Origin of the sequence: Rhizobium sp. CCGE 510 (genome assembly GCF_000292525.1) — a bacterium.
GTDB lineage: Bacteria > Pseudomonadota > Alphaproteobacteria > Rhizobiales > Rhizobiaceae > Rhizobium.
The window spans coordinates 708,134-729,180 of record NZ_AEYF01000045.1 but is presented as its reverse complement, the minus strand read 5'-3'; the positions used below and the strand labels follow the sequence as shown (position 1 = coordinate 729,180).

The 21,047-nt window shown below is 59.5% G+C and carries 17 protein-coding genes; 12 read left to right on the top strand and 5 right to left on the bottom strand.

Features of this window, described 5'->3' with window-relative positions:
- Nucleotides 1-5 precede the first annotated feature (5 nt).
- Nucleotides 6-902, top strand: a complete 897-nt coding sequence (locus tag RCCGE510_RS27420; RefSeq protein ID WP_007635629.1) for an AraC family transcriptional regulator — start codon at nucleotides 6-8, stop codon at nucleotides 900-902.
- A gap of 576 nt (nucleotides 903-1,478) precedes the next feature.
- Entirely contained in the window at nucleotides 1,479-2,915 is a 1,437-nt protein-coding gene (locus RCCGE510_RS27410) for a reverse transcriptase domain-containing protein (protein ID WP_157179941.1), read from the top strand.
- 118 nt (nucleotides 2,916-3,033) lie between these two features.
- Here RCCGE510_RS27410 and RCCGE510_RS33805 read toward each other — a convergent pair whose 3' ends face one another.
- The 4 genes from RCCGE510_RS33805 to RCCGE510_RS27390 all read right to left on the bottom strand — a co-directional run bounded on the left by RCCGE510_RS33805 (nucleotide 3,034) and on the right by RCCGE510_RS27390 (nucleotide 7,923).
- Nucleotides 3,034-4,179 (bottom strand): beta family protein, encoded by a 1,146-nt coding sequence (locus tag RCCGE510_RS33805; protein WP_007635621.1) that lies wholly within the window; start codon nucleotides 4,177-4,179, stop codon nucleotides 3,034-3,036.
- 14 nt (nucleotides 4,180-4,193) lie between these two features.
- On the bottom strand, nucleotides 4,194-5,609 hold the full coding sequence (locus tag RCCGE510_RS27400) for an XRE family transcriptional regulator (RefSeq protein ID WP_007635619.1): 1,416 nt from the start codon (nucleotides 5,607-5,609) through the stop codon (nucleotides 4,194-4,196).
- Between the two features lie 298 nt (nucleotides 5,610-5,907).
- Nucleotides 5,908-7,314, bottom strand: a complete 1,407-nt coding sequence (locus RCCGE510_RS27395; protein ID WP_007635618.1) for an adenylate/guanylate cyclase domain-containing protein — start codon at nucleotides 7,312-7,314, stop codon at nucleotides 5,908-5,910.
- 123 nt (nucleotides 7,315-7,437) lie between these two features.
- Nucleotides 7,438-7,923, bottom strand: a complete 486-nt coding sequence (locus RCCGE510_RS27390) for a MarR family transcriptional regulator (protein WP_037080002.1) — start codon at nucleotides 7,921-7,923, stop codon at nucleotides 7,438-7,440.
- Between the two features lie 200 nt (nucleotides 7,924-8,123).
- On the opposite strand from RCCGE510_RS27390, the gene RCCGE510_RS27385 reads away from it, so the two are divergent.
- Genes RCCGE510_RS27385 through RCCGE510_RS27370 form a run of 4 tightly spaced genes read left to right on the top strand, consistent with a single transcriptional unit; the run spans nucleotide 8,124 to nucleotide 13,201 of the window.
- The gene (locus tag RCCGE510_RS27385) at nucleotides 8,124-9,710 is read left to right on the top strand and encodes an AMP-binding protein (RefSeq protein ID WP_007635616.1); all 1,587 of its coding nucleotides are present in this window, start codon (nucleotides 8,124-8,126) and stop codon (nucleotides 9,708-9,710) included.
- Nucleotides 9,711-9,751: 41 nt separating this feature from the next.
- Entirely contained in the window at nucleotides 9,752-10,576 is an 825-nt protein-coding gene (locus RCCGE510_RS27380; protein ID WP_007635615.1) for a p-hydroxycinnamoyl CoA hydratase/lyase, read from the top strand.
- Nucleotides 10,577-10,633: 57 nt separating this feature from the next.
- Nucleotides 10,634-11,740, top strand: coding sequence for an NAD(P)-dependent alcohol dehydrogenase (locus tag RCCGE510_RS27375; protein ID WP_007635614.1), 1,107 nt, complete (start codon nucleotides 10,634-10,636; stop codon nucleotides 11,738-11,740).
- Nucleotides 11,741-11,761: 21 nt separating this feature from the next.
- A complete protein-coding gene (locus RCCGE510_RS27370) occupies nucleotides 11,762-13,201 on the top strand; it encodes a coniferyl aldehyde dehydrogenase (protein WP_007635613.1) in 1,440 nt (479 codons plus the stop codon).
- Nucleotides 13,202-13,301: 100 nt separating this feature from the next.
- Here RCCGE510_RS27370 and ugpC read toward each other — a convergent pair whose 3' ends face one another.
- Nucleotides 13,302-14,369, bottom strand: coding sequence for a sn-glycerol-3-phosphate ABC transporter ATP-binding protein UgpC (gene ugpC, locus RCCGE510_RS27365; RefSeq protein ID WP_007635612.1), 1,068 nt, complete (start codon nucleotides 14,367-14,369; stop codon nucleotides 13,302-13,304).
- A 336-nt stretch (nucleotides 14,370-14,705) separates the two neighbouring features.
- Here ugpC and RCCGE510_RS27360 point away from each other — a divergent pair, with 336 nt between their 5' ends.
- The 6 genes from RCCGE510_RS27360 (at nucleotide 14,706) to RCCGE510_RS27335 (ending at nucleotide 21,012) form a co-directional block, all read left to right on the top strand.
- Entirely contained in the window at nucleotides 14,706-16,346 is a 1,641-nt protein-coding gene (locus RCCGE510_RS27360) for an extracellular solute-binding protein (RefSeq protein ID WP_007635610.1), read from the top strand.
- Between the two features lie 171 nt (nucleotides 16,347-16,517).
- Nucleotides 16,518-17,636 (top strand): sugar ABC transporter permease, encoded by a 1,119-nt coding sequence (locus tag RCCGE510_RS27355; protein ID WP_007635608.1) that lies wholly within the window; start codon nucleotides 16,518-16,520, stop codon nucleotides 17,634-17,636.
- Nucleotides 17,636-18,547 (top strand): carbohydrate ABC transporter permease, encoded by a 912-nt coding sequence (locus tag RCCGE510_RS27350; RefSeq protein ID WP_007635606.1) that lies wholly within the window; start codon nucleotides 17,636-17,638, stop codon nucleotides 18,545-18,547. The genes RCCGE510_RS27355 and RCCGE510_RS27350 overlap by 1 nt, the downstream gene beginning before the upstream one ends.
- Before the next feature lie 16 nt (nucleotides 18,548-18,563).
- On the top strand, nucleotides 18,564-19,586 hold the full coding sequence (locus RCCGE510_RS27345; RefSeq protein WP_007635605.1) for a LacI family DNA-binding transcriptional regulator: 1,023 nt from the start codon (nucleotides 18,564-18,566) through the stop codon (nucleotides 19,584-19,586).
- 44 nt (nucleotides 19,587-19,630) lie between these two features.
- Nucleotides 19,631-20,092 carry an RbsD/FucU family protein gene (locus RCCGE510_RS27340; protein WP_007635604.1) on the top strand — a complete coding sequence of 154 codons (462 nt, stop codon included), beginning with the start codon at nucleotides 19,631-19,633 and terminating at the stop codon, nucleotides 20,090-20,092.
- The gene (locus RCCGE510_RS27335) at nucleotides 20,089-21,012 is read left to right on the top strand and encodes a ribokinase (protein WP_007635603.1); all 924 of its coding nucleotides are present in this window, start codon (nucleotides 20,089-20,091) and stop codon (nucleotides 21,010-21,012) included. Before RCCGE510_RS27340 ends, RCCGE510_RS27335 begins: the two co-directional genes overlap by 4 nt.
- The last annotated feature ends 35 nt before the right edge of the window (nucleotides 21,013-21,047 follow it).

Sequence of the window (21,047 nt, the reverse complement as noted above, 5' to 3'; positions counted from 1 at the left end):
AGGCGTTGGCGACGGACGGCGGCATTCATCATTATGCCAGGGGCGAGTGGCATGCTCCGTCGCTGTCGCATCGGCGCATCCGTCTTCAGAAGGGGCTTTATGCCGATTTCCACCATTTCCTGTTGCTCGGGGAGGGGCGGGCCGAGCTTCACTTCGACAGTGGCGAGGATCGGCCGTTGCAGGGTCCGCTGCTTGCCTTCCTGCCGCCTCAGGCTCGCTGCGACCTGTCGATTTCTGCCGGAACCGCGGCCCATCTCGTCGGAACCTCGCCGCAAATCATGGTCGATGCGATTGGCGACAAGGTGGAATCCTACTCGCTGCGAATCTTCACCGAGCAGCGCAGGCTGGTCGAGGCATTGGATCCTCTGCTGATTGTCGAAATCAGTCCGCTGATTTTGGGCTTCGTGCGGGAGCTCAGTGATCCCTCGCGCGCCTCCTGGATGGTCGCGTCTGCCTATATCAGGTTGATTCTGATGGCGCTGTGGCGCGGGGACGGCGAGAGAAGCGAGCCGCGCGGGCGGGGCGAAACCGGATCGATCCTGCAAAGATATCGGCAGCTGGTCGAGGCCGGCTTCCGCCAGCACCGGCCGATCAGCGACTACGCCGCGGAATTGGGCGTCACGGCCGACCGGCTTCATGCGATCTGCCAAAGGGCGCTCGGCCGCTCGCCGATCCAGCTTCTGCATGAGCGCGTGGTGCAGGAGGCAAAACTGAGATTGGAGCGCTCGGCCCGCAACATCCAGGAAATTTCCGACAGTCTCGGCTTTCGCGACCCGACCTATTTCAGTCATTTCTTCAAACGCAAGACCGGCCTTTCCCCCGCCGGCTACCGTGAGATCGCCCGCGCCTCCGCCGGCTCGGAAAACAGCATGCTGTCCTCAGGCTATGCCGATTGGCCTTAGGCTCGGGGCTTGTTGTTTAAAGCCGGAATTTGCCAGTCCTGGATCGCAAATCATGCTGACGTGGAATCCCACGCCGGCGAGGACTGCAATGCGCCATTAGCGGTCATTGCGCGTCGCAATCGGCAATGGCCGACATAGGGGCGGAAGCAGACAGATAGCTATGGAAAGGGACGCAGGCAAAGCAGCCCTCCAATATTCAACCATCTCTTTGTGGTTTTAAATCTCACTCGGCGGTTGATTTTCTTGTTCGTAACGTCTCATCCGTCTTGAACTTTCATCCATTCGCTTCGATATTTACGGTATCCGATCACGATGGGCGACTTGGGGGAGCGGAGAATTACTTGAAGCTGTCAAGCCCGAAGGCCACCAGCAGTAATGCCATGATGTCCATCCGGACCTCCGCATGAAACTGGACGCTTAAGGTACATGACGAGCAATCGTACATGCAGCTAATATAGTCCACTATCTCGACTACTTGTGCCGTAGGGTATTCCATACCCGTTCTAAACAGTTGGGGGCGAAGGATAACCGGATGCACAACGGTCCTTTTGCCCCCTCTCGCCTTTGGGGACTATCGTGAAGGCATGGACTGCTTCCGTCAGGCGCTACCCTCACTTTGATCCCGTCATATCCGTAGCTGAAGCCGAGGCCTTGGCGACGGATCCGGCTCGTGTTGCGACCCATACGTTCTATCCTTTTTTAAAGTACGACGAGGGCTGGACCGTTTATGCCAAGAAAGGCAGACACGGTAAGCGGAAGGATCGGCCTATCCGTTTTGCAGCCAGACTCGATAGCTGCATTTTTTCTTACTACAGACACATCTTGTCTGTGCCATATGAGGCTCGGCTTCAGACCGAAGGGCTGTCCGACTCCGTTGTTGCTTATCGCCGTATCTCAAAACCCGGCGGCAGCGGCGGACAAAGCAACATTGATTTCGCTCTTTCTGCTGTCGAGGCCATTCAGTCTCAAGGAAACTGCTGCGCCATCGCGCTCGACATCAGCAGTTTCTTCGAGACACTCGATCATGGCCGTCTTCGCGATGTCTGGGCTGAACTGCTTGGGGTCTCTCGGCTACCTGCTGACCACTTCAAGGTCTACCAGACGATAACGCGGTATCCTTTTGTGGATATCATCAAGGCCTATACTCGGCTCGGGTTTTATGGCGACAAAACGGACCGTAACGGCAAAGTCCGTCCTGGCTTCTTGAAAGCCAGGAGTGAAATTCCTGTTCAACTCTGCGATGGACGGACTTTTCAGGCGAAGATCGCGCGATCCGCCACACAGTCATCAATCATTGAAGTCAATAAGCTTTGTATAGGTGTCCCGCAGGGCGCACCATTGTCCGACCTTTTGGCAAACGCCTACCTCCTGGAATTCGACAAATACCTTCGTGATATCTGCATCAACTTCGGCGGCCGGTTCTTCAGATATTCAGACGACATTTTGGTCATCGCGCCCATTTTGGAAGCAGATGCAATCGTCCTTGAAAAGGAAATCCGAAGCGCGATTACAACCTACGGCAAGGGGCTTCTGATAAAGGAGGAGAAGTCCGCTATTCATCGCTTCGAGGTTGAAGGCGAGAGGCAAGAGGTTCGCACGATCAAGGCCAGCGATAAAGATGGTAGACCCATGCCGAACAAGCCGTTCGAGTATCTCGGCTTTCGGTACGACGGGAGACATGTGTTCATTCGTGACAAGACGATGAGCAATCTTCACCGAAAGATCGCGTCCGTATGTAGGGCGACTGCCATTCGTCAGGTCAAGCGATATCAGGGAAAGCTAACCCACGACATCCTTGCTCTGACCGACATCGAGAAGCTCATTCAGGCGTTCGGTTCGGTGGAAGATTTCCATATGAAGGCCGCTGACTATCGCTCATGGACATTCACCACCTACGCCAAACGAGCATCAAAAACGATGGGAGCGTTAGGAAAGCCAATCGCGCGTCAGATAAAGAACCTTCGTAGCGCAATCCATCGAAGGCTTGAATATGAGCTTACACGCGCGCAGTAAGTCCCGCTCACTCGTCAGTATGGTCGTATCGCTCTCCGAGCAGAACTAAGCCCGCTTCTCAAGAGCGCTTAACGTAACGTAGCGACTGACTTGGGCGCGCGAAGCGGACATTTCCGCTCTATCCGCCGACGGCGACTTCGGGGCCAGTACCAGACGGCTCGTCTTCGGTCTCTGGCCACAAGGAGGATTGCTCAGCGTCCTTACTGAAGCGGCCAAATTCGAAGGTCTTACCCTCCTGTGCACCAAGTTGCCGGACGATATAGGTCATATGGTGCGCCATGTTCCATTCCCGCCACATGCTGGGTGTACCCGCAGACCAACGCCCGTTGCCGATTTGATAAATTGCCTCGTCAGCATATGAGAAGTCGCGGCCCAGGAACTTTCCAGACGTCAAAATTGTCTGGCAGACGTCCTTCATTGCACTGGCCTGGGCGCCGGTATCGCTACCTCTCACCACAAGATTCGAGCCATCAATGGTGTAGCGAATATGCCGGTAAGGTACGGCACCACCTTTCTTTTTTGAAAACTTAATCTCGCTGCTATCTGGACCGTAGTCCCCGTAGCCGATCAAGTTGGGTGAAACCGAGCACTCTTTGATGGCCGCCTGGAAGACATCCCATTCGTGGCGAGTGACTGTGAACGTTCCCTTTGCCTTTGCCGGATTGGTTTTCGGGAAAGACGAGCCCTGGAAAACAATACGGTGCCATTGCGCGGCGGCGGCTATTTCGTCGAAGATTGCAGCAACGGCGATTTCTATGCCTTCAAGTTCAAAAGGCGCTTTGTTGAAGTCAACAAAGATGACGCAATCCTCGGGTGCGCAGCCGAGGGACTTCATGCCATCCAGTATCCGCTTAGTGTCCACCTTTTCATAGGGAACGAAAATCGCAACTCGCGGAGCCGATGCGCGGAGGAACGCAGCGAAAGTTGGGTTGAACAGATCATCTACAGTCGCCACGGCCACCAATTTGCCGTTCTGGTATTGCGCAGTGCGAAATAGCGTCCTTAGTCCAGAATCACCGAGAAAGGACGCGACATACTGAGCATCGAGAAAAGCTACCTCGAAAGGCCAATTCTTCCCAATACGACGGCCTGTTTCGTAGGCGATCTCATCGGGCGTGAGTGGCCTACCTTTCGCAGGATCACTTTCCTTCGGCGGAGGGATAATGAACCGTGGTTGAATTTGGCGCTGAATGTCTCGCGCTATCTTGGCAATGGCTGTGCATTCACCCTGCTTGACACGGAGCGCGGGATGATAAGGCTGCATGGAATTTCCTTTCTCTAGGACTGCTCCATTAGTTGCGCACGCACTGAATTTGTCCCGATCTTGTTCGCGAAGATAGTATAGTTTCGTCTTTCTTTGCGAATGCGGCCGAATACGATTGCCGAGTGTATCCCCAGATCGCTGGCAAATTTTTCGATTACTTCCGGCGAGTTTGCGATCCTTGCGGTTGACCTAGCCCATCTTTCCCCAGGAATTAGCAGATTTCCCGCGAACTTATCAGCTTCGGCCTCTTGCTCATCGCTGGCTGTCGCCTCGTCCTGGTCGTAGAAGCCAGTTGAAAGCCCAGTTCTATAGTGGAGAATAACATGGGCCAGTTCATGTAAAAGGGTAAACCAGAAATTGTCTATCGTGTCTTTCCTGATGGTGAGACCAATTACCGGAATACCCTGTTCTAGAAATGCTGCTCCATCGATGGCAAGGCCAGGAATTTGTGCTTCTGCTATGACTATGATCCCGTGCTCGGCCAGCACCTTGATCGCGCGATTCGGCCCATCGTCGAGGACGGTAAGCCCGACGAGTTCCGGCAACCAACCTATCTCTAGTGGATCGAAGCTTGTCAGTTCCTTTGAAATCTCGTCCCGAGCACGAGCGGCGACGCGTGCTCGCCATGCGTGAAGGAGGACGTCTTCGCTATGATCGGTGACGTTAAGGCCTGTCCGCAGCAGCGACGGACTGCCAAACTCAATACGGTTCTCAGCGATATATTGACGAAGCTGGGCCTCGCTCATTTCTTCTGAGAACCATCCCTTTGTCCGGCCATGGCGCAGTATCTTCTTAATGTCCTCCTTCGATACGTCAGCGATGATCGCGTCGAGTCCTCGGAATTCCGGATTTTCCTGGATGGTTGCTCTGATCTGCACACCTAAAAGAGCTGCGACACGCGCGTAGTTTTTTAGGCTGATCGAGCTGTACCGATCCGCCTCATATCGTTGGACTTGCTGCTCCTTGACGCCCAGCCGCCAAGCCAGGTCGCGCTGTGAATAGCCCTTGGCGATCCGTGCAACAATGAGGGTGACGCCCGGATCGCTCGACGCACGTTGTTGCAGGAGCGTTGCGTTGCCAGTCTCCTTGGCGAACTCGTAAGCTTCGATGGACCCAAGCAAATTCTTACGCTCGGCTTTCATCATCTCCGTAACCTGGACAACAACCTCCGATGGAAGGCCGCCGGTCATCTTCTTCACCGAACTCTCCGAGGAGAGTGCATCGATTAGGCGCGATACCCGCATTTTGGTGTCGCGCAGCTCTTTCTCATTGAGGATGATTCCTGAACTCATAGCGTACAAATACACAACGATTTTGTTGTCTACAAGGGTGTGCAACAAAATTGTTGTGGCCAACTCAAGCATGGGGAATTTGAAATGCAAGGTGGACTGGGGGCCCCGGTGGTTGGCGTAAAGCAGTTCGGGCGCCATCAAAAAGCTGCTGCGCCAATGAGGGTAATTTTGACACTACAACGAGTAGGAGTGGCATCATACTGAGCCAGCAAACGAGACCGCAATGACACATGGAGCGACTTCAGGATAATGTCTCAAAATGCGACCTGACGCCGCCAATGTGACTGCATCCGCTTTCCGGCAGACGCGATGGCCGTCTGAAGGACTAAAATGGAGGCGCAAAGCAGCCTTATCCTTCGACAACGAAAAAAGTTCGTTTGGCCGGCCGTCAGCGGAAACTACTCTAACTGGCGTGACGCCGAAGAGCAGACCAACCTCACGACAGCGCAAAAATCCTCACCTCTCTCCCGATGCCCTGAAGCTCAGCCATCCGCGAGGCGGAGCTGATGCCGCTGTCACGCAGGATCTCTGAAACCTGGGCATCTTCGACGATCGCCTCCGTCGTCATGATCACATTGGGATCGGCAAGGCCCTGGACGCGGGAGGCGATGTTGACGGTCTGGCCGAAATAGTCCTGCCGGTCGTTCAGGTTGACCGCGAGGCATGGTCCCTCATGGATGCCGATCTTCAGGAGAAGGTCGTCGCTGCCGTGTTCGGCATTCAACCGAAGCATCGCCTCGCGCATCCTGAGGGCTGCCGCCACCGCGCGGTCCGGGCTCGGGAAGGTCGCCATCACGGCATCGCCGATCGTCTTGACCACTGCTCCGGCCTCGGTTGCGACAATCTCGTGAAGAACCCTGAAATGCGCCCGCACCAGATCGAAAGCGGCAAGATCTCCAACGCGCTCGTAAAGCGCGGTCGAGCCCCTCAGGTCGGTGAAGAGGAAAGTCAGGCTGGTGATTTTGAGGCGCTGGTCGACATCGAGCGTGTCGGTCCGATAGATGTCGCGGAAACTCTGGTTGGTCAGCAGGCGTTTGGCTGTCAGAAAAGCGCGCCGGCTACCCAGCAGATCGTGAAGGTCGTCTCCAGCGATGCAAACGTTCGGGACGACTCTGCGATCGGTGTGGTTTTCGAGGGTCAGCCGCAGCAAGCCGGGACGCAGCGTGACCGTTTCGTTCAGTGCATGCCCTCGACTGATGACCATTGCGAGGTTTTGACGTTCGTCGGTGGGCTCACCCTTCACGTCGATGAACTGCGCCGAATGCGTGACCGCATCGAAGATGATGACGAACTGCGCCGGCAGTTGCAGGGAGACGAAAGCCTTCTCGCCCGGAGCCAGCTCGATCATCTCCAGCATGATGCGTTCGAACCTCGCTTCCAGATCCTCCGGCAAGTCGACGCCGGAGCTGAAGAAGATTTGGCGGTAGTATTCAAGCGGAGGCAGCCGATCGGGGTCGTGGGCAGCGATCCTGCGAACACGCGGACTGACTGTGAACGTTACCTCGACCATCTCGTCGAGGGTCGGTTCGTATCCGGCGGCGCAGAGCGCACAATGGTAGGTGTCCTGGACGACCCCTTTGAGAGTAGCGCCGCTGTCGAGCACACCGCCGCATCCCGGGCAAAGGACATTCCAGGTCATCTCGAACGCGCCTATGCGGGCTGCATGCAAAAGTGCTGCGATCGTTTTCTCTTCATCGAGATGATGCGTCTTGGCGAAGGCGAGCGCATTGATGCGATTGAGATCGCGATCCGAGCCATGCTTGACGACGTTTTCGATGCACTCGACCGTCTGCGGGTCAGCCGCCTGTCGCAGGGTGGCAAAAAGCACGTCCATTTCACTCATGAGACAAGTCTCCCCGTGCAGAACCCACGGCGGACGACGCCAGGACCGGGATCATAACACGGGACTTTGCCAAGAGAAATCTATCAGTTGGATGCCGCTCGCTTCCCCAAGCTCGAGCGGGTTTCAACTCCCCTTATAGATCCGCTTCAGCGCCATCAGCAGCCCATCCATTTCGTCGGGCGAAAACAGGCCGATGAAACGCCGTTCATGTGCGTCGATCAGATCACGCGCCCGCGCGAGCATTGCCCGCCCCGCCTTCGTCAGATGAAGTTCCTGGCGGCGGCGGTCGGCCGCGGAAGGACGTCGCTCGATCAGGTCGCGGGCCGCCAGCCGGTTGACGAGGGCCATCATCGTCGCCCGGTCGGTGCCGAGCGTATTGGCAAGGTCGATCTGCGATGCGCCGGGATTGCCGGCGGTGAGTTCCATCACCGCGAGCTGCTTCTGCGTCAGCCCCAGTCCCTCCATGGTTTCGGCGAAGTCGCGATAGATCGCGACATGCGCCATGCGCAGATGAAAGCCCAAGAGATCGCCAAGCCGGCCGACGTCGAGCGCCGGTGTCAAGGGAGCATCTTCGCGCTCAAAATCGTCCTGCGGTGGTTTTGCAGCCATCATTCGTTCTCACCTCGTCCAGGTGTCATAACCATCAAAATCAGCGGGTTAGTCAATATCCGCAATGCGGATTCCCCGCGTCTATCTGGGTTGATCGGTTTTGCTAGAAACAGCCTCTTGCATCTCACTCAAAAAATATTAGTATGTGTTGCATACAAATTTATGCCTGCAGCGGGGAGCGGCGGGCATGGGAGGAGAAAATGACGCAATCCTTTTCCGGGATGGCTTCGTCGGCGGACTGCGGTCTGCTGAAGGATGATCCGATCCTTTACCGCGCCAGCATCGTGCCGGATCGTCCGGCTCTGTTCGAGATCGCCACCGGTCGGGAGCTGACCTATGCCGAGCTCGATGCACGCATTGCCTGCTGTGCCGGTTTCCTCGGCGATATGCTGGGAGCGCGTCGCGACGGGGCGCGTGTCGCCATGCTGGCGCGCAATTCGATGGATTCGATCGTGCTTGCCTTTGCCTGCCAGCGCGCCGGCGCCATCTATGTGCCGCTCAACTGGCGCCTCAACGCCGCCGAGCTTCGGCCGATCCTTGCCGATTGCGCACCGGCTCTCCTGGTCCACGACGAAGAGTTTTCGGCAGCCGTGGCGAGCCTTGTGGACGTCGATCCGGAGATGACGGTGATATCGACCGCCGGCGGTCCGGCCGGGCTGGCCGCCCTGATCGAGGCGAGCCTTCCGGCCGCGCCCGTGATTGCCGATGCCGACGGCCCCTGCGTCCTGCTCTACACGTCGGGCACGACGGGACAGCCGAAGGGCGTCGTCATCACTCGCCGCAACGCTTTTTTCGCCGCCGTCAATTTTTCCTTCGTCGGCGAGATCGGGCCGGGATCCGTCGCGCTTTGCGACCTGCCGTTCTTCCACACGATCGGGCTGATCGCCGTGGCACGCACCACATTGATGCAGGGCGGCACGCTTGTCGTCTCCGACCGGTTCACGCCGGCGCGCACACTTGCAGCCCTTGCTGATCGGCAGCGTGCCATCAGCCATTATTTCGCCGTGCCGCAGATCGCGCTCGCGCTGCGCAACGACCCCGCTTATAGCGCCACGGCTCTTTCCGGCCTGCACGCGCTCTTCGTCGGCGGTGCACCACTGACGCAGGCGCTGATCGAAAGCTATCTCGATGACGGTGTGGCGCTGGTCAACGGTTACGGCATGAGCGAGGCGGGCACGGTGCTGCATGTGCCGATCGACCGGCGTGCCGTCCAGGACAATCCCGGCAGTGTCGGTCTTCCGGCGCCCTTGCTCGACATCCGTATCGTCGGCGACGACGGCTGCGATGTCGGGGAAGATGAGATCGGCGAATTATGGCTGCGCGGGCCGGCGGTGACGCCCGGCTATTGGAACAAGCCTGAGGAGACCGCTGCCGCCTTCACCGACGGCTGGTACCGCACCGGCGATCTCGGCCGCCGCGAAACCAACGGTTTCTATCGGATCGTCGATCGCCTGAAGGACATGTATATCAGCGGCGGCGAGAATGTTTATCCCGCCGAGGTCGAAGCAGCGCTCGCAAGCCATCCCGATATTCTCGATGTCGCGGTCGTCGGTATGCCCGATACCAGGTGGGGAGAATGCGGCGTCGCCTATGTCGTGCTGCGGCCGGGTGCTGCGGCAACGGGCGATGAGATCGCCGGCCATTGCGCGGCAAGGCTCGCCGCCTTCAAGCGCCCGGCGCGCATCCTCTTCGTCGAGACCATTCCCCGCACAGCCTCCGGCAAAGTGCAGAAACATATTCTGCGCCAGTCCCATTCCGACGAAACCCTTCAACGACAGGCCTTGTGAAGCCGCCTCCGGCATTCACGCCGAAACCAATGGAGCAACCCATGACAGAAAATCAATCGCCGGTTCTGGTCGAATTCGACAACGGCATCGCGTTCGTGACCCTCAACCGCCCGGAAAAGCGCAATGCGATGAATCCGGCTTTGAACGCCCGGATGATGGAAGTGCTCGATGAACTCGAGGGTGACGAGCGCTGCGGTGTTCTGGTGTTGCGCGGCGCCGGCGAGTCCTGGTCCGCCGGGATGGATCTCAAGGAATATTTCCGCGACAATGACGACAAGCCGCGCGATGTCACGCTGAAGGCGCGGCGCCAATCCGGCGGCTGGTGGGGCCGGCTGATGTATTTCGAAAAGCCGACGATCGCCATGGTCAATGGCTGGTGTTTCGGCGGTGCCTTCACACCGCTCGTTTCCTGCGATCTCGCCATCGCCGCCGAAGAAGCGAATTTCGGCCTTTCCGAGATCAATTGGGGCATTCTGCCGGGCGGCAACGTCACCCGCGCGGTTGCCGAAGTGATGCGCCATCGCGACGCGCTCTACTACATCATGACCGGCGAATTGTTCGGCGGGCGCAAGGCCGCTGAAATGGGCCTCGTCAACGAGGCCGTGCCGCTGGCCGAGCTTGAAACCCGGGTCCGCAAGATCTGCGCCAGCCTGCTCGAAAAGAACCCGGTGACGCTGAAGGCCGCCAAGGATACCTATAAGCGCGTGCGTAACCTGCCCTGGGATCTGGCCGACGATTACATCTACGCCAAGCTGGAGCAGATGCTGTTTCTCGATAAGACCAAGGGGCGCGACGAGGGGCTGAAGCAGTTCCTCGACGACAAGACCTATCAGCCGGGGCTCGGCGCCTACAAGCGCGACCGCTGACCTCAAGGCCCGGCATGCCGGGCCGTTTCGTGGGCAAATCATCGGGAGGAGGAAACCATGAAGATAAATGCCGCGGTGGCGCGTGCGCCACATATGCCGTTTTCGCTGGAAAGCCTCGATCTGGAGGAGCCGCGCGAGGGAGAGATCCTGGTTCGCGTCGTCGCGACCGGGGTCTGTCACACCGATATCGTCATGCGCGACCAGCATCTGCCGGTGCCGCAGCCGGTGGTGCTCGGCCATGAAGGTGCCGGCATCGTCGAGCGTGTCGGGCCTGGCGTCGCCAAGGTGAAGCCGGGCGACCACGTGGTCATGACCTTCAATTCCTGCGGTCATTGCCCGAGCTGCAACGATCACGAGGAGACCTATTGCCACGAATTCTTCCCGCGCAATTTCTTCGGTGCGCGCGCCGATGGTTCGAGCGGGCTCTCCTACAGAGGGGAGCGGGTGAACGGCAATATTTTCGGGCAATCCTCCTTTGCCAGCCACGCGCTCTGCCATGAGCGCAATATCGTCAAAGTGCCTGAAGATGCCGATCTGGCGCTACTTGGGCCGCTTGCCTGCGGCATCCAGACCGGCGCCGGCGCGGTGATGAACGCGCTCAAGGTCGAACCGGGAAAAGTGCTTGCAGTATTCGGCATGGGTTCCGTCGGCCTCGCCGCCGTGATGGCGGCGCGGATCGTCGGCGCTTCGCGCATCATCGCCGTCGACGTCAACGAGGCGCGGCTGGCGCTTGCCGCCGAACTCGGCGCGACCGACATCGTCGACGGCAAAGCGAGCGACGCCGTCGCCACGATCATGGCGCTGACCGGCGTCGGCGTCGACTATGCGATCGATGCCTCCGGCGTGCCCGCCGTCATCGACCAGTGCGTGCGGGTCCTGGCGCCGCGTGGCACTTGCGGCATCGTCGGGGCCTCGCCCCACGGCGCGACGCTGACGCTCGACCTCACCCATATTCTCTCCGGCGGGCGCCGGGTGCGCGGCATCGTCGAGGGTGACTCCAATCCCGACGTGCTGATCCCGCTGCTGATCGACCTTCACAGACAGGGCCGCTTCCCCTTCGACAGGCTCGTCACCTTCTACGATTTCGCCGACATTAACCGGGCGGTGGAGGATGCCGAAAAGGGCATCGTGCTAAAACCGGTGGTGCGCCAGCCGGCCGCCTGACACCGTTCAAGGGAGGAAAAAATGAACACCGTCGCCCCAATCGCCACCGATACCAGTCCTGATGCCATGAAGACGCTGCTCGACCGGCAAAGGGCGTCCTTCCTGAGGGACGGGCCGCCAAGCATCCAGACCCGTACGGATCGCATCGATCGCGTCATCGCTCTTCTCGTCGACCACAAGGATGCGATCGCCGCGGCGCTGTCGCAGGATTTCGGCAGCCGCAGCGTCGAGGCGAGCCTGCTTCTCGATGTCTTCACCTGCGTCGGTTCGCTCAAATACGCCAAGGGCCATCTCGCCGAATGGCTGAAGCCTGAGCAGCACGAGGCATTATTCCCGGACGCGGTGGCCGAAGTGAGCTATCAGCCGAAGGGGGTGGTCGGGATCCTCAGCCCCTGGAATTTCCCCTATCAGCTGGCCCTGGCGCCGCTTGCCGGCATTCTCGCCGCCGGCAACCGCGCCATGATCAAGCCGTCGGAGGTGACGCCGGCTTCGTCAGCACTGATGGCGGAACTGATCGCCCACGCTTTCGACGAAACGGAAATCGCCGTCGTGCAGGGCGGGCCGGCCACGGGCACGGCCTTTACGTCACTGGCCTTCGACCATCTGATCTTCACCGGCGGCACCGTGATCGCCCATCACGTCATGCGCGCGGCGGCGGAAAACCTGACGCCGCTGACGCTCGAGCTTGGCGGCAAGTCTCCCGTCGTCATCGGCCGCTCGGCCGACATCGCGGACGCCGCGCGCCGCGTCATGACCGTCAAGACGCTGAATGCCGGCCAGATCTGCCTGGCGCCGGACTATGTCTATGTGCCCGAGGAAAGTGTGACGGACTTCGCCGAACACGCGGTCGCGGCGGTCGTTGCAATGTATCCGGGGCTGAAGGAAAATCCTGATTACACCTCGATCGTCAATGCCCGCCATCATGCCCGCGTCCAGGGCCTGATCGACGACGCCAGGGCCAAGGGCGCCCGCGTCATCGAGATCAACCCGGCGGCGGAGAATTTCTCCCAGCAATCGGCCCATCGCATGCCGCCGACCCTGATCCTCGATCCCACCGAAGATATGCGCGTGCTGCAGGAGGAAATCTTCGGACCGGTGCTGCCGGTGATTGCCTATCGCGATATCGCCGACGTCATCGATCGGATCAACGCCAAGCCGCGCCCGCTCGCGCTCTATTACTTCAGCCAGGATGGCGAAGAGGAACGCCGCGTGCTCGACAATACGACCTCCGGCGGGGTGACGGTCAACGACTGCATGAGCCACGTCACGGCGGAAGGCCTGCCCTTCGGCGGAGTCGGCCATTCCGGCATGGGCGCCTATCACGGCAAGTTCGGCTTCCTCGCCTTCTCGCATCCGCGCGCCGTCTATCACCAGAGCAAGATGGTGGAGGCCGAATATATGATACGCCCGCCTTTCGGCGAAGCGATGCGCGGCTTCCTGGCCGCGGCGATCTGCAAGTAACGACACATCAGAGAAGCGATGGCGTCGCATCGTTGCGAGGTCATCGCTCCCTGTTGGTGCGATGCACCGTCAAGCGTCCCTTGTCCGCAGGCGTGGCGGCTCAATCGAGCCGTAGCGTCTTGCCTGACCCAGCATCAAATAGATGGAGCTTTTCCGTTCGGGGAGCCACTGTGACGACTTGCCCCGGCTCGAACTCATGGCGTTCCGAAAACACGGCGACAAGTTCGCCCGGCCCGTAGCGCAGGAACACCATCGTTTCATGGCCGGTGGGTTCGGTGACGCTGACCGTTGCCTTCAGGCCATGTTCGGCGAGCGACAGATGTTCGGGGCGAACGCCGAGGAGCACGGACTGCCCGTCTGTTGCTTCGGGCGTGAAACCAAGTCCGATCTCGTCGCCGGTCTCCGTGACGAAGATAGCGCCATCGGCCTTGTACCGGCCTTTCAGGAGGTTCATCGACGGCGAGCCGATGAAGGTTGCCACGAACGTGTTGTTGGGACGGTCGTAAAGTTTCAGCGGCGTGCCGATCTGTTCGACCTTGCCTCCCTGCATCACCACGATCTTGTCGGCCATGGTCATCGCTTCGACCTGGTCATGCGTGACGTAGATGGTCGTGGTTTTCAGCCGCTGGTGCAGTTCCTTGATCTCCTTGCGCATCTGAACGCGCAGCTTGGCATCGAGGTTCGACAAAGGTTCGTCAAACAGAAAGACCTGCGGCGATCGGACGATGGCCCGCCCCATCGCGACACGCTGCCGCTGGCCACCCGAAAGCTGGCGCGGATAACGGTCGAGGTAAGGCACGAGATCGAGTGTTTCGGCCGCCGCCTGCAGGCGCTGTTTGATAACGTCGGCTGGCTGTTTCTGCAGGCGAAGCGCAAAAACCATGTTTTCGGCAACGGTTTTGTGCGGATAGAGCGCATAGCTCTGGAAGACCATTGCGATATCGCGGTCCTTCGGCGGGAGATTGTTGACGACGTTTCTGCCGATCGAAATCGTGCCGTCGGTGATGCTTTCGAGCCCTGCGACCATGCGCAACAGAGTCGACTTGCCGCAACCGGAAGGACCGACGAGCACCACAAACTCGCCGTCGCGGATTTCTATATCGACGCCATGCAGGACATTTAACGTGCCGTAGGCCTTGCGTGCCCCCGAAATATTGACCTCAGCCATGTGCCTCCCACTCGCTTTCTGCCGGCCCCGGGCGCTCCCCAAGGGCTGTGCATTTCACGACAGATGCTTCCTGCAAGAGGGCCGACGAGCCGCCTTTTGCCGATTTGAAACTACCTGTCAGACCTCCTCCATGAAACGTTTCATTTCCTGTTGACTTTTTCCGCCTGCCGTCTAATTCTCGAAATCGAGACCGGGAGGAGCGGTTTCAGGCAAGATATGAAACGTTTCATTTTCTTGCTACCAGATAGTTCCGCAGGAGGCCAGTGTAAAATCGCACTGGAGCCAGCCCGGCACGGCCAGGTGGCGGCAGCACAACGAAACGTGGAGGAGGAAAATATGAGAGTTGAAATATATGATGCATTGATGCGCCGTCAGGCAAGTCGCCGCGACGTCTTGCGTGGAACGGCAAGTGCCGCAGCACTGCTCGGGCTGTCTGGCGCGATGGGCGGCATTGCCGGCACGGCGTTTGCCGCCGATGATCTGCGCGCCCAGATCCTGAAAATTCCAGGTGTCGGCAAGGGCTCGCCAACGGACGCAGACTGGCAGAAGGTCGGCGAGCTTTGCCTCGGTCCGACCAAGGCCAATGTCAAGCAAGGTGAGTTCGCCGGTGTCGAGCTGACCTTCATGGGGCTCAACAACCAGAACCTCCACAACTTCCTGTTCCGCGGTTTCCTGAAGCCGTGGGAAGCCTATACCGGCGCCAAGATCAACTGGATCGACCTTGCTCAGGCTGATTACAACGCTCGACTTCAGCAATCGATCGCAACCGGCACGGTTGACTTCGACCTCCTGGAGATGGGTGCACCCTTCGAGGGCGACACCGCCGGACGCGGGCTTCTGGACGAGATGCCTGACTGGGTTGCAAAGCAGATCGAGGCGGACGACATGGTGAGCTACCTGAAGCCACCGGTCGGCACCTGGGGCGGCAAGACCTATCGCGTGACGATCGACGGCGACTGCCACACCTTCGCCTACCGCAAGGATTACTTCGGCGAAGGCTCGATCAGCGGCATGGCGGAGCCGCCGAAGACATGGCAGGAAGTGAACGCGGCTTCCAAGGCGCTGATCGGCAAGACCGATCCGCTGACCAGCCAGCCAGCCTACGGCTATCTCGATCCACTCAAGGGATGGGGCGGCTTCGGCTTCTATTTCATCGAGAACCGCGCAACGGCCTATGCTAAATATCCGGGCGACCCGGCCTGGCTGTTCGATCCTGAAAACATGAAGCCGCTGGTCAATAACCCGGCATGGGTTCAGGCGATCCAGGACGTCTTGGATCTGATTGCGGCAAAGGCCTATCCCGCCGACCAGATCAATGCCGACCCCGGCACCACGGCTTTCTCGCAGTTCCTGGCCGGCACCGGCGCAATGCTGATGTGGTGGGGCGATGTCGGTTCCAGCGCACGCACTTCCGACACCTCGGTCGTCGGCGATGTGGTCGGTTTCGGCATCAACCGCGGCTCCAACCGTGTCTACAACCGCAAGACCGGGCAGTGGGAAGACAAGTACAACGAAGCGCCTAATATGGCCTATCTGGGCTGGGGCATTTACGTTACCAAGCAGGTCTCCAGCGACGAGAAGAAGCGCAAGGCCGCCTGGTCTGCTGCTGCCCATCTCGGCGGCAAGGATCTGTCTCTGTGGACGTCGGCCTATCCCTCCGGCTTCCAACCCTACCGTCAGTCCAACTTCAACTATGACGAATGGGAAAAGGCAGGTTACGACCGCGCCTATATCGAGGACTATCTGGGTTCGAACGTCGATAGCTACAACCACCCGAACGCCGCCATCGAACCGCGTATCCCCGGCATCTTCCAGTATTACTCCGTCGCCGAAGACGAGTTGGCGAAGGGTTTTGCCGGACAGTACAAGTCGGCACAGGAGACCGCGGATGCGATTGCGGCCGCCTGGGAAAAGATCACCGACCAGATCGGCCGCGATAGCCAGCTGAAACTTTATCGGACGAGCCTCGGGCTCTGATCGATGACTGCTGCATAATTTCTTAGATCGGGATCGATTTGGGGATAAATTATGCAGCAATTCAAAGCGTGCAGCGTCCTTTGCGGGTCTTTCAGACGCGCGGCGCCGTAAGCGCGCTGGCGGATCGGCAACGATTTCGCCAGCGCCCATTCTGTTCGGGCGAGGAATAATATGTCGACAGTCGAAGGCGACCTGCTGCACACGGTCGAAGCCGGCTCCATTTCTGCGAGCCGTCGTTTCTGGGGCCAAGCGGTTCTGTGGCTGAGCGCCATATGGTTCGTAACGTCATTTGCATTGCAGGGTGCCCATGCGTTGGGCTGGACCGATTGGGGTTTTTCGAACTGGCGCCCGGTTCTTTATGCCTATTTTCTCTGGGCCGCAGTTCTCTGCATCACCCGCGTTGTCATCTACGGCGAGTCGGGCAAGAAGGCGCTTTTTATTCTGCCGGCTGCGCTTTTCGTCGTGTCGATGGTGGTCTTTCCGCTGATCTTTGCGCTCTGGATCGGCTTTTCTGATTGGAACCTCGCCTCTTCGTCGGGGCGGCGCTTCAACGGGCTCGACAATGTGCGCCGGATGATCACCGATCCGTTCTATGGCAATGCCCTGCTCAACATGATCCTTTATTGCCTGGCGATCGTCGTCGAATACGCAATCGCGTTCGGCCTGGCGTTGCTCCTCAATCAGGAAATCCTGGCTCGCAAGTTCTGGCGCGTCACCTTTCTGGTGCCTTTGATGCTGTCGCCGGTCGCGGTGAGCTGGATGGTCGGCAAGTCGATGATGGAAACCCGCTTCGGCCCGGTCGCGCGGTTTGCCCGCTGGCTCGGCTGGGAAAATCCCTCGTTCTTCGGCGATCCGCTCGTGGCGCGGCTTTCGATCATGATCATGGATGCCTGGACCTTCATTCCGTTCATGATGATCATGCTGCTCGCCGGACTGCAGGGCCTGTCGCGGGAGGTGCTGGAGGCGGCCGAAGTCGATGGTGCCACCAAGTGGCAACGCTTCTGGAAGGTTATTTTCCCGCTGATGCTGCCGGTTTCGGTAACGGCGGTGATGATCCGCATCATCTTCAAGCTCAAGCTCGCCGACATCATCATCACGGTGACGTCGGGAGGTCCAGGCGGGGCGACCGATTCCGTCACCAGTTTCATCTATCGCGAATATCGCGACCGTTCGAATGTTGGATACGGCACCCTTCTCGCGCTCGTCTATCTGGTGATCATCGTTTTCGGCATGACCGGGCTGATGAAGATTTCCGACCGTATCGTGAAGCGCATGACAGGAAGGCTCTGATGGTTCGGATCGATTTCGAAAAATACGCGCGCGGCCAGCGCATTCGTTGGTGGGCCATGCGTTTCGCCATCTACGGCCTGTTGGTTACCTGGGCATTTGTCTGCATTTTCCCGCTGTTCTGGACGGTCTCGACCTCGTTCAAGACAGCGGCTGACGTCATGCGCGGCAATCTGATCCCCTGGTTGAACTTTGCCCCCAACTGGCTGGGCTGGCGCTCGCTCGGGCTTTCCCCGGATACGATTTTCGAGATATCGACGGTGCGCGACGAGTTCATGCGCAGGCTCTGGAACAGCATCATCATTTCGGTCGTGGCATCTGCACTTGCGGTCGTGCTCGGATCGCTCGCGGCCTACGGCCTCAGCCGCTTTTCATACCGGTTCGGCCACATGCGCAACTCCGACATTTCGTTCTTCTTCTTGTCGCAGCTCATAATGCCGCCCGTCGTTCTCGCCCTACCATTCCTCGTTCTCTATAAGGAACTGGCGCTGCTGGACACCTATGTGGGAATGATCGCCGTCTATACGCTGATGGTTCTGCCGATTGTCGTCTGGATCATGCGCGACCAGTTCGCCACGGTGCCCGTGGAGCTCGAGGAGGCAGCGCTTGTCGACGGACTGTCGATCTGGGGCGCGTTTGCCCGCATCATCGTGCCGCTCGTTCTGCCGGGCATGGTGGCCGCCTTTCTGCTGGCGCTGATCCTGTGCTGGAACGAATATTTCTTCGCCGCGCTGCTGACCTCGACCAATACCAATACATTGCCGGTGATGATTGCCAGCCAGACGGGCAGCCAGGGCATCAATTGGTGGTCGATGGCGGCGCTTTCCACCGCCGGCATCCTTCCATTGGTTGTTGTCGGCGTTATGCTGGAAAAGCACATCATCGCCGGGATGACCGCGGGAGCGGTAAAGTAGCTGCGGGACGTTCGAGATGTCAAAGATGCCTACAATCAAGGATGTCGCCGAGTATGCGGGCGTATCCGTGGGCACCGTTTCGCGCGTGCTGTCGGGTGAAGCGGCGGTCAAACCTGTGCTGCGCGAAAAGGTCAGCGCCGCCATCTCTGCGCTCGGATACCGGCCGAATGTGACCGCGAGAGCGTTGCGCACCAGCAAAACCGACGTTATTGGCCTCGTCGTTCCCGACATCACCAACCCATTCTTCGCGCAACTTGCTGCAAGCGTCGAGCGCGCCGCGCTGGAATGCGGGCATAGCCTCATGCTGGCTAGCTCGCATGACGATCGCGAGGCGGAGCAGAGCCATGTTTTCGCGTTCCTCGACCGGTCGGTGCGCGGCATCATCGTGGTGGCTTCGAGCGACGGTTCGGGCCTCCCCTTGGAGGGAGCGGTTCCGATCATATCGCTGGACCGGCGCTTCGGCAGCTTCCCCTTGGTGTCGACAAACCATGCGCAAGCTGCCGCGCTTATTGCCGACCATCTCTATGGGTTAGGCCACCGCCACATCGCCTACATCGCTGGGCCACCCGACACGGAGGCGGGGCGCATGCGCAAAGAGGGCTTCGTCAGCCGCATTGACCTGTTTGGAAAGACCGGCGAGGCAGTTGAACTCGAAATCGCGTATGGCAAATTCGACTATGAGTCCGGTGAGAAAGTTGCCCGTGACCTGCTTTCGCGCCCACCACAGGGCCGGCCCACAGCAATCGCGGCTGCCAGTGACCAGCAGGCCATCGGCGCCCTGCGCGCTGCACGCGACCTCAAGATCGACGTGCCGCGCAAGCTGTCCGTGACGGGGTTCGACGACATTTCGCTCGCTAACCTCGTCGTGCCACGGCTGACAACCATACGCCAGCCGGCCGACACGCTGGCACGGCGCGCGGTCAGCCTTCTCCTTGAGGAGCCGCCCGGCACAGGAGACGAGATGATCGACGGATCGCTGATCGTGCGGGGTTCGAGTGGCCCGTGCGCGCAGCCCAGGGTCGCCGGGCATAAAAATTGAAGCAAGGCCGGCATTTCGGCCATTATAAGGAATGGAAAGATCGAATGCTCAAGGGAATCAGGGCCGAACTCAACGGCGATATTCTTCAAGCACTTTGCAACATGGGACACGGCGACTATCTCGTCATCTCCGACACGAACTTTCCGTCGGATTCGATCGCCCGCCAGACGCGTCTGGGCAGGCTTCTGACGATGGAAAACATTTCCGCGCCGCAGGCGATAGATGCGGTCCTCTCCGTCTTCCCGCTGGACACCCCGATTCAGCCTTCGGCGGGTCGCATGGAAGTGATCGGCAAGCCTGACGAAATCCCGCAGATTCAACAGGAAGTCCAGGCCATCGTCGATCGCGCCGAAGGCAAGTCATCGCCCATGTATCCGGTCGAGCGGATGGCGTTCTACGACATCGCCAAAAAGGCCTATTGTGTGATCGCAACGGGGGAACTGCGATTTTACGGATGCTTCCTTCTGACCAAGGGCGTCATCCCGGCGGAGGAGGCGGTCAGATGAGCGGGAAAAGCGGAATCGTCATTCTGGGTATTTTTGCCGCCGACACCGCCTATAAGGCCAAGCGCCTGCCCCATATTGCCGAGACGCTGATGGGATCGGGCTTCACGCTCGGTCCGGGAGGCAAGGGCTCCAATCAGGCGATAGCCGCGGCAAAGGCCGGTGGCACGGTAACCTTCATCTCTCGGGTCGGCAACGACCCGTTCGGTGAGATGGCCCTTGCGGCCTACGCAGCGGCCGGCGTCAAAGCCAATGTGATGAAGATGGACGGCGTCTCCAGCGGTGCTGCCTTCATCTTCGTCGACGAAGCGAGCGGCGATAATGCCATCATCGTCGCGCCGGGTGCTGCCGGTCTAATCGGCTTAGACGATGTCGATGCGAACCGGGTGGAGATCGAAAGCGCCGCGATTTTTATGACCCAGCTCGAACAACCGCTCGAGGCGGCCATCCATGGCCTGTCGATGGCGAAAAGGGCAGGGGTCACCACGATTTTCAATCCGGCGCCTGCCCGCGCCCTACCGGACAGCATCTATGGCTTGTGCGATTTCATCGTCCCGAACGAGGTGGAGGCGGCCGAATTGGCGGGACATGCGATCGACACGGACGACCAGGCACGAGCCGCGGCCCAGACCTTGCTGGATCGCGGAGCGAGAGCGGTCATCATCACGCTCGGCGCACGCGGCGCTTTCTATCACACGGCCGGTCAGAGCGAATTTGTCCCCGCTTTTTCTGCGGGCAACGTCGTCGACACCACGGGCGCCGGCGATGCCTTCCTGGGCGGCTTCGCGACAGCGGTCTCCGAAGGATATGCGCCGATCGAGGCCGTTCGCTTCGGTTGCGCGACGGCGGCAATCGCCGTGACCCGGCCGGGCACGGCCCCCGCCATGCCTTCGCGCGCCGAGATCGATGCCTTGCTGCGCTAGATAGGCGTGCCGAGCGCAGGCGCATCAGCAAACGA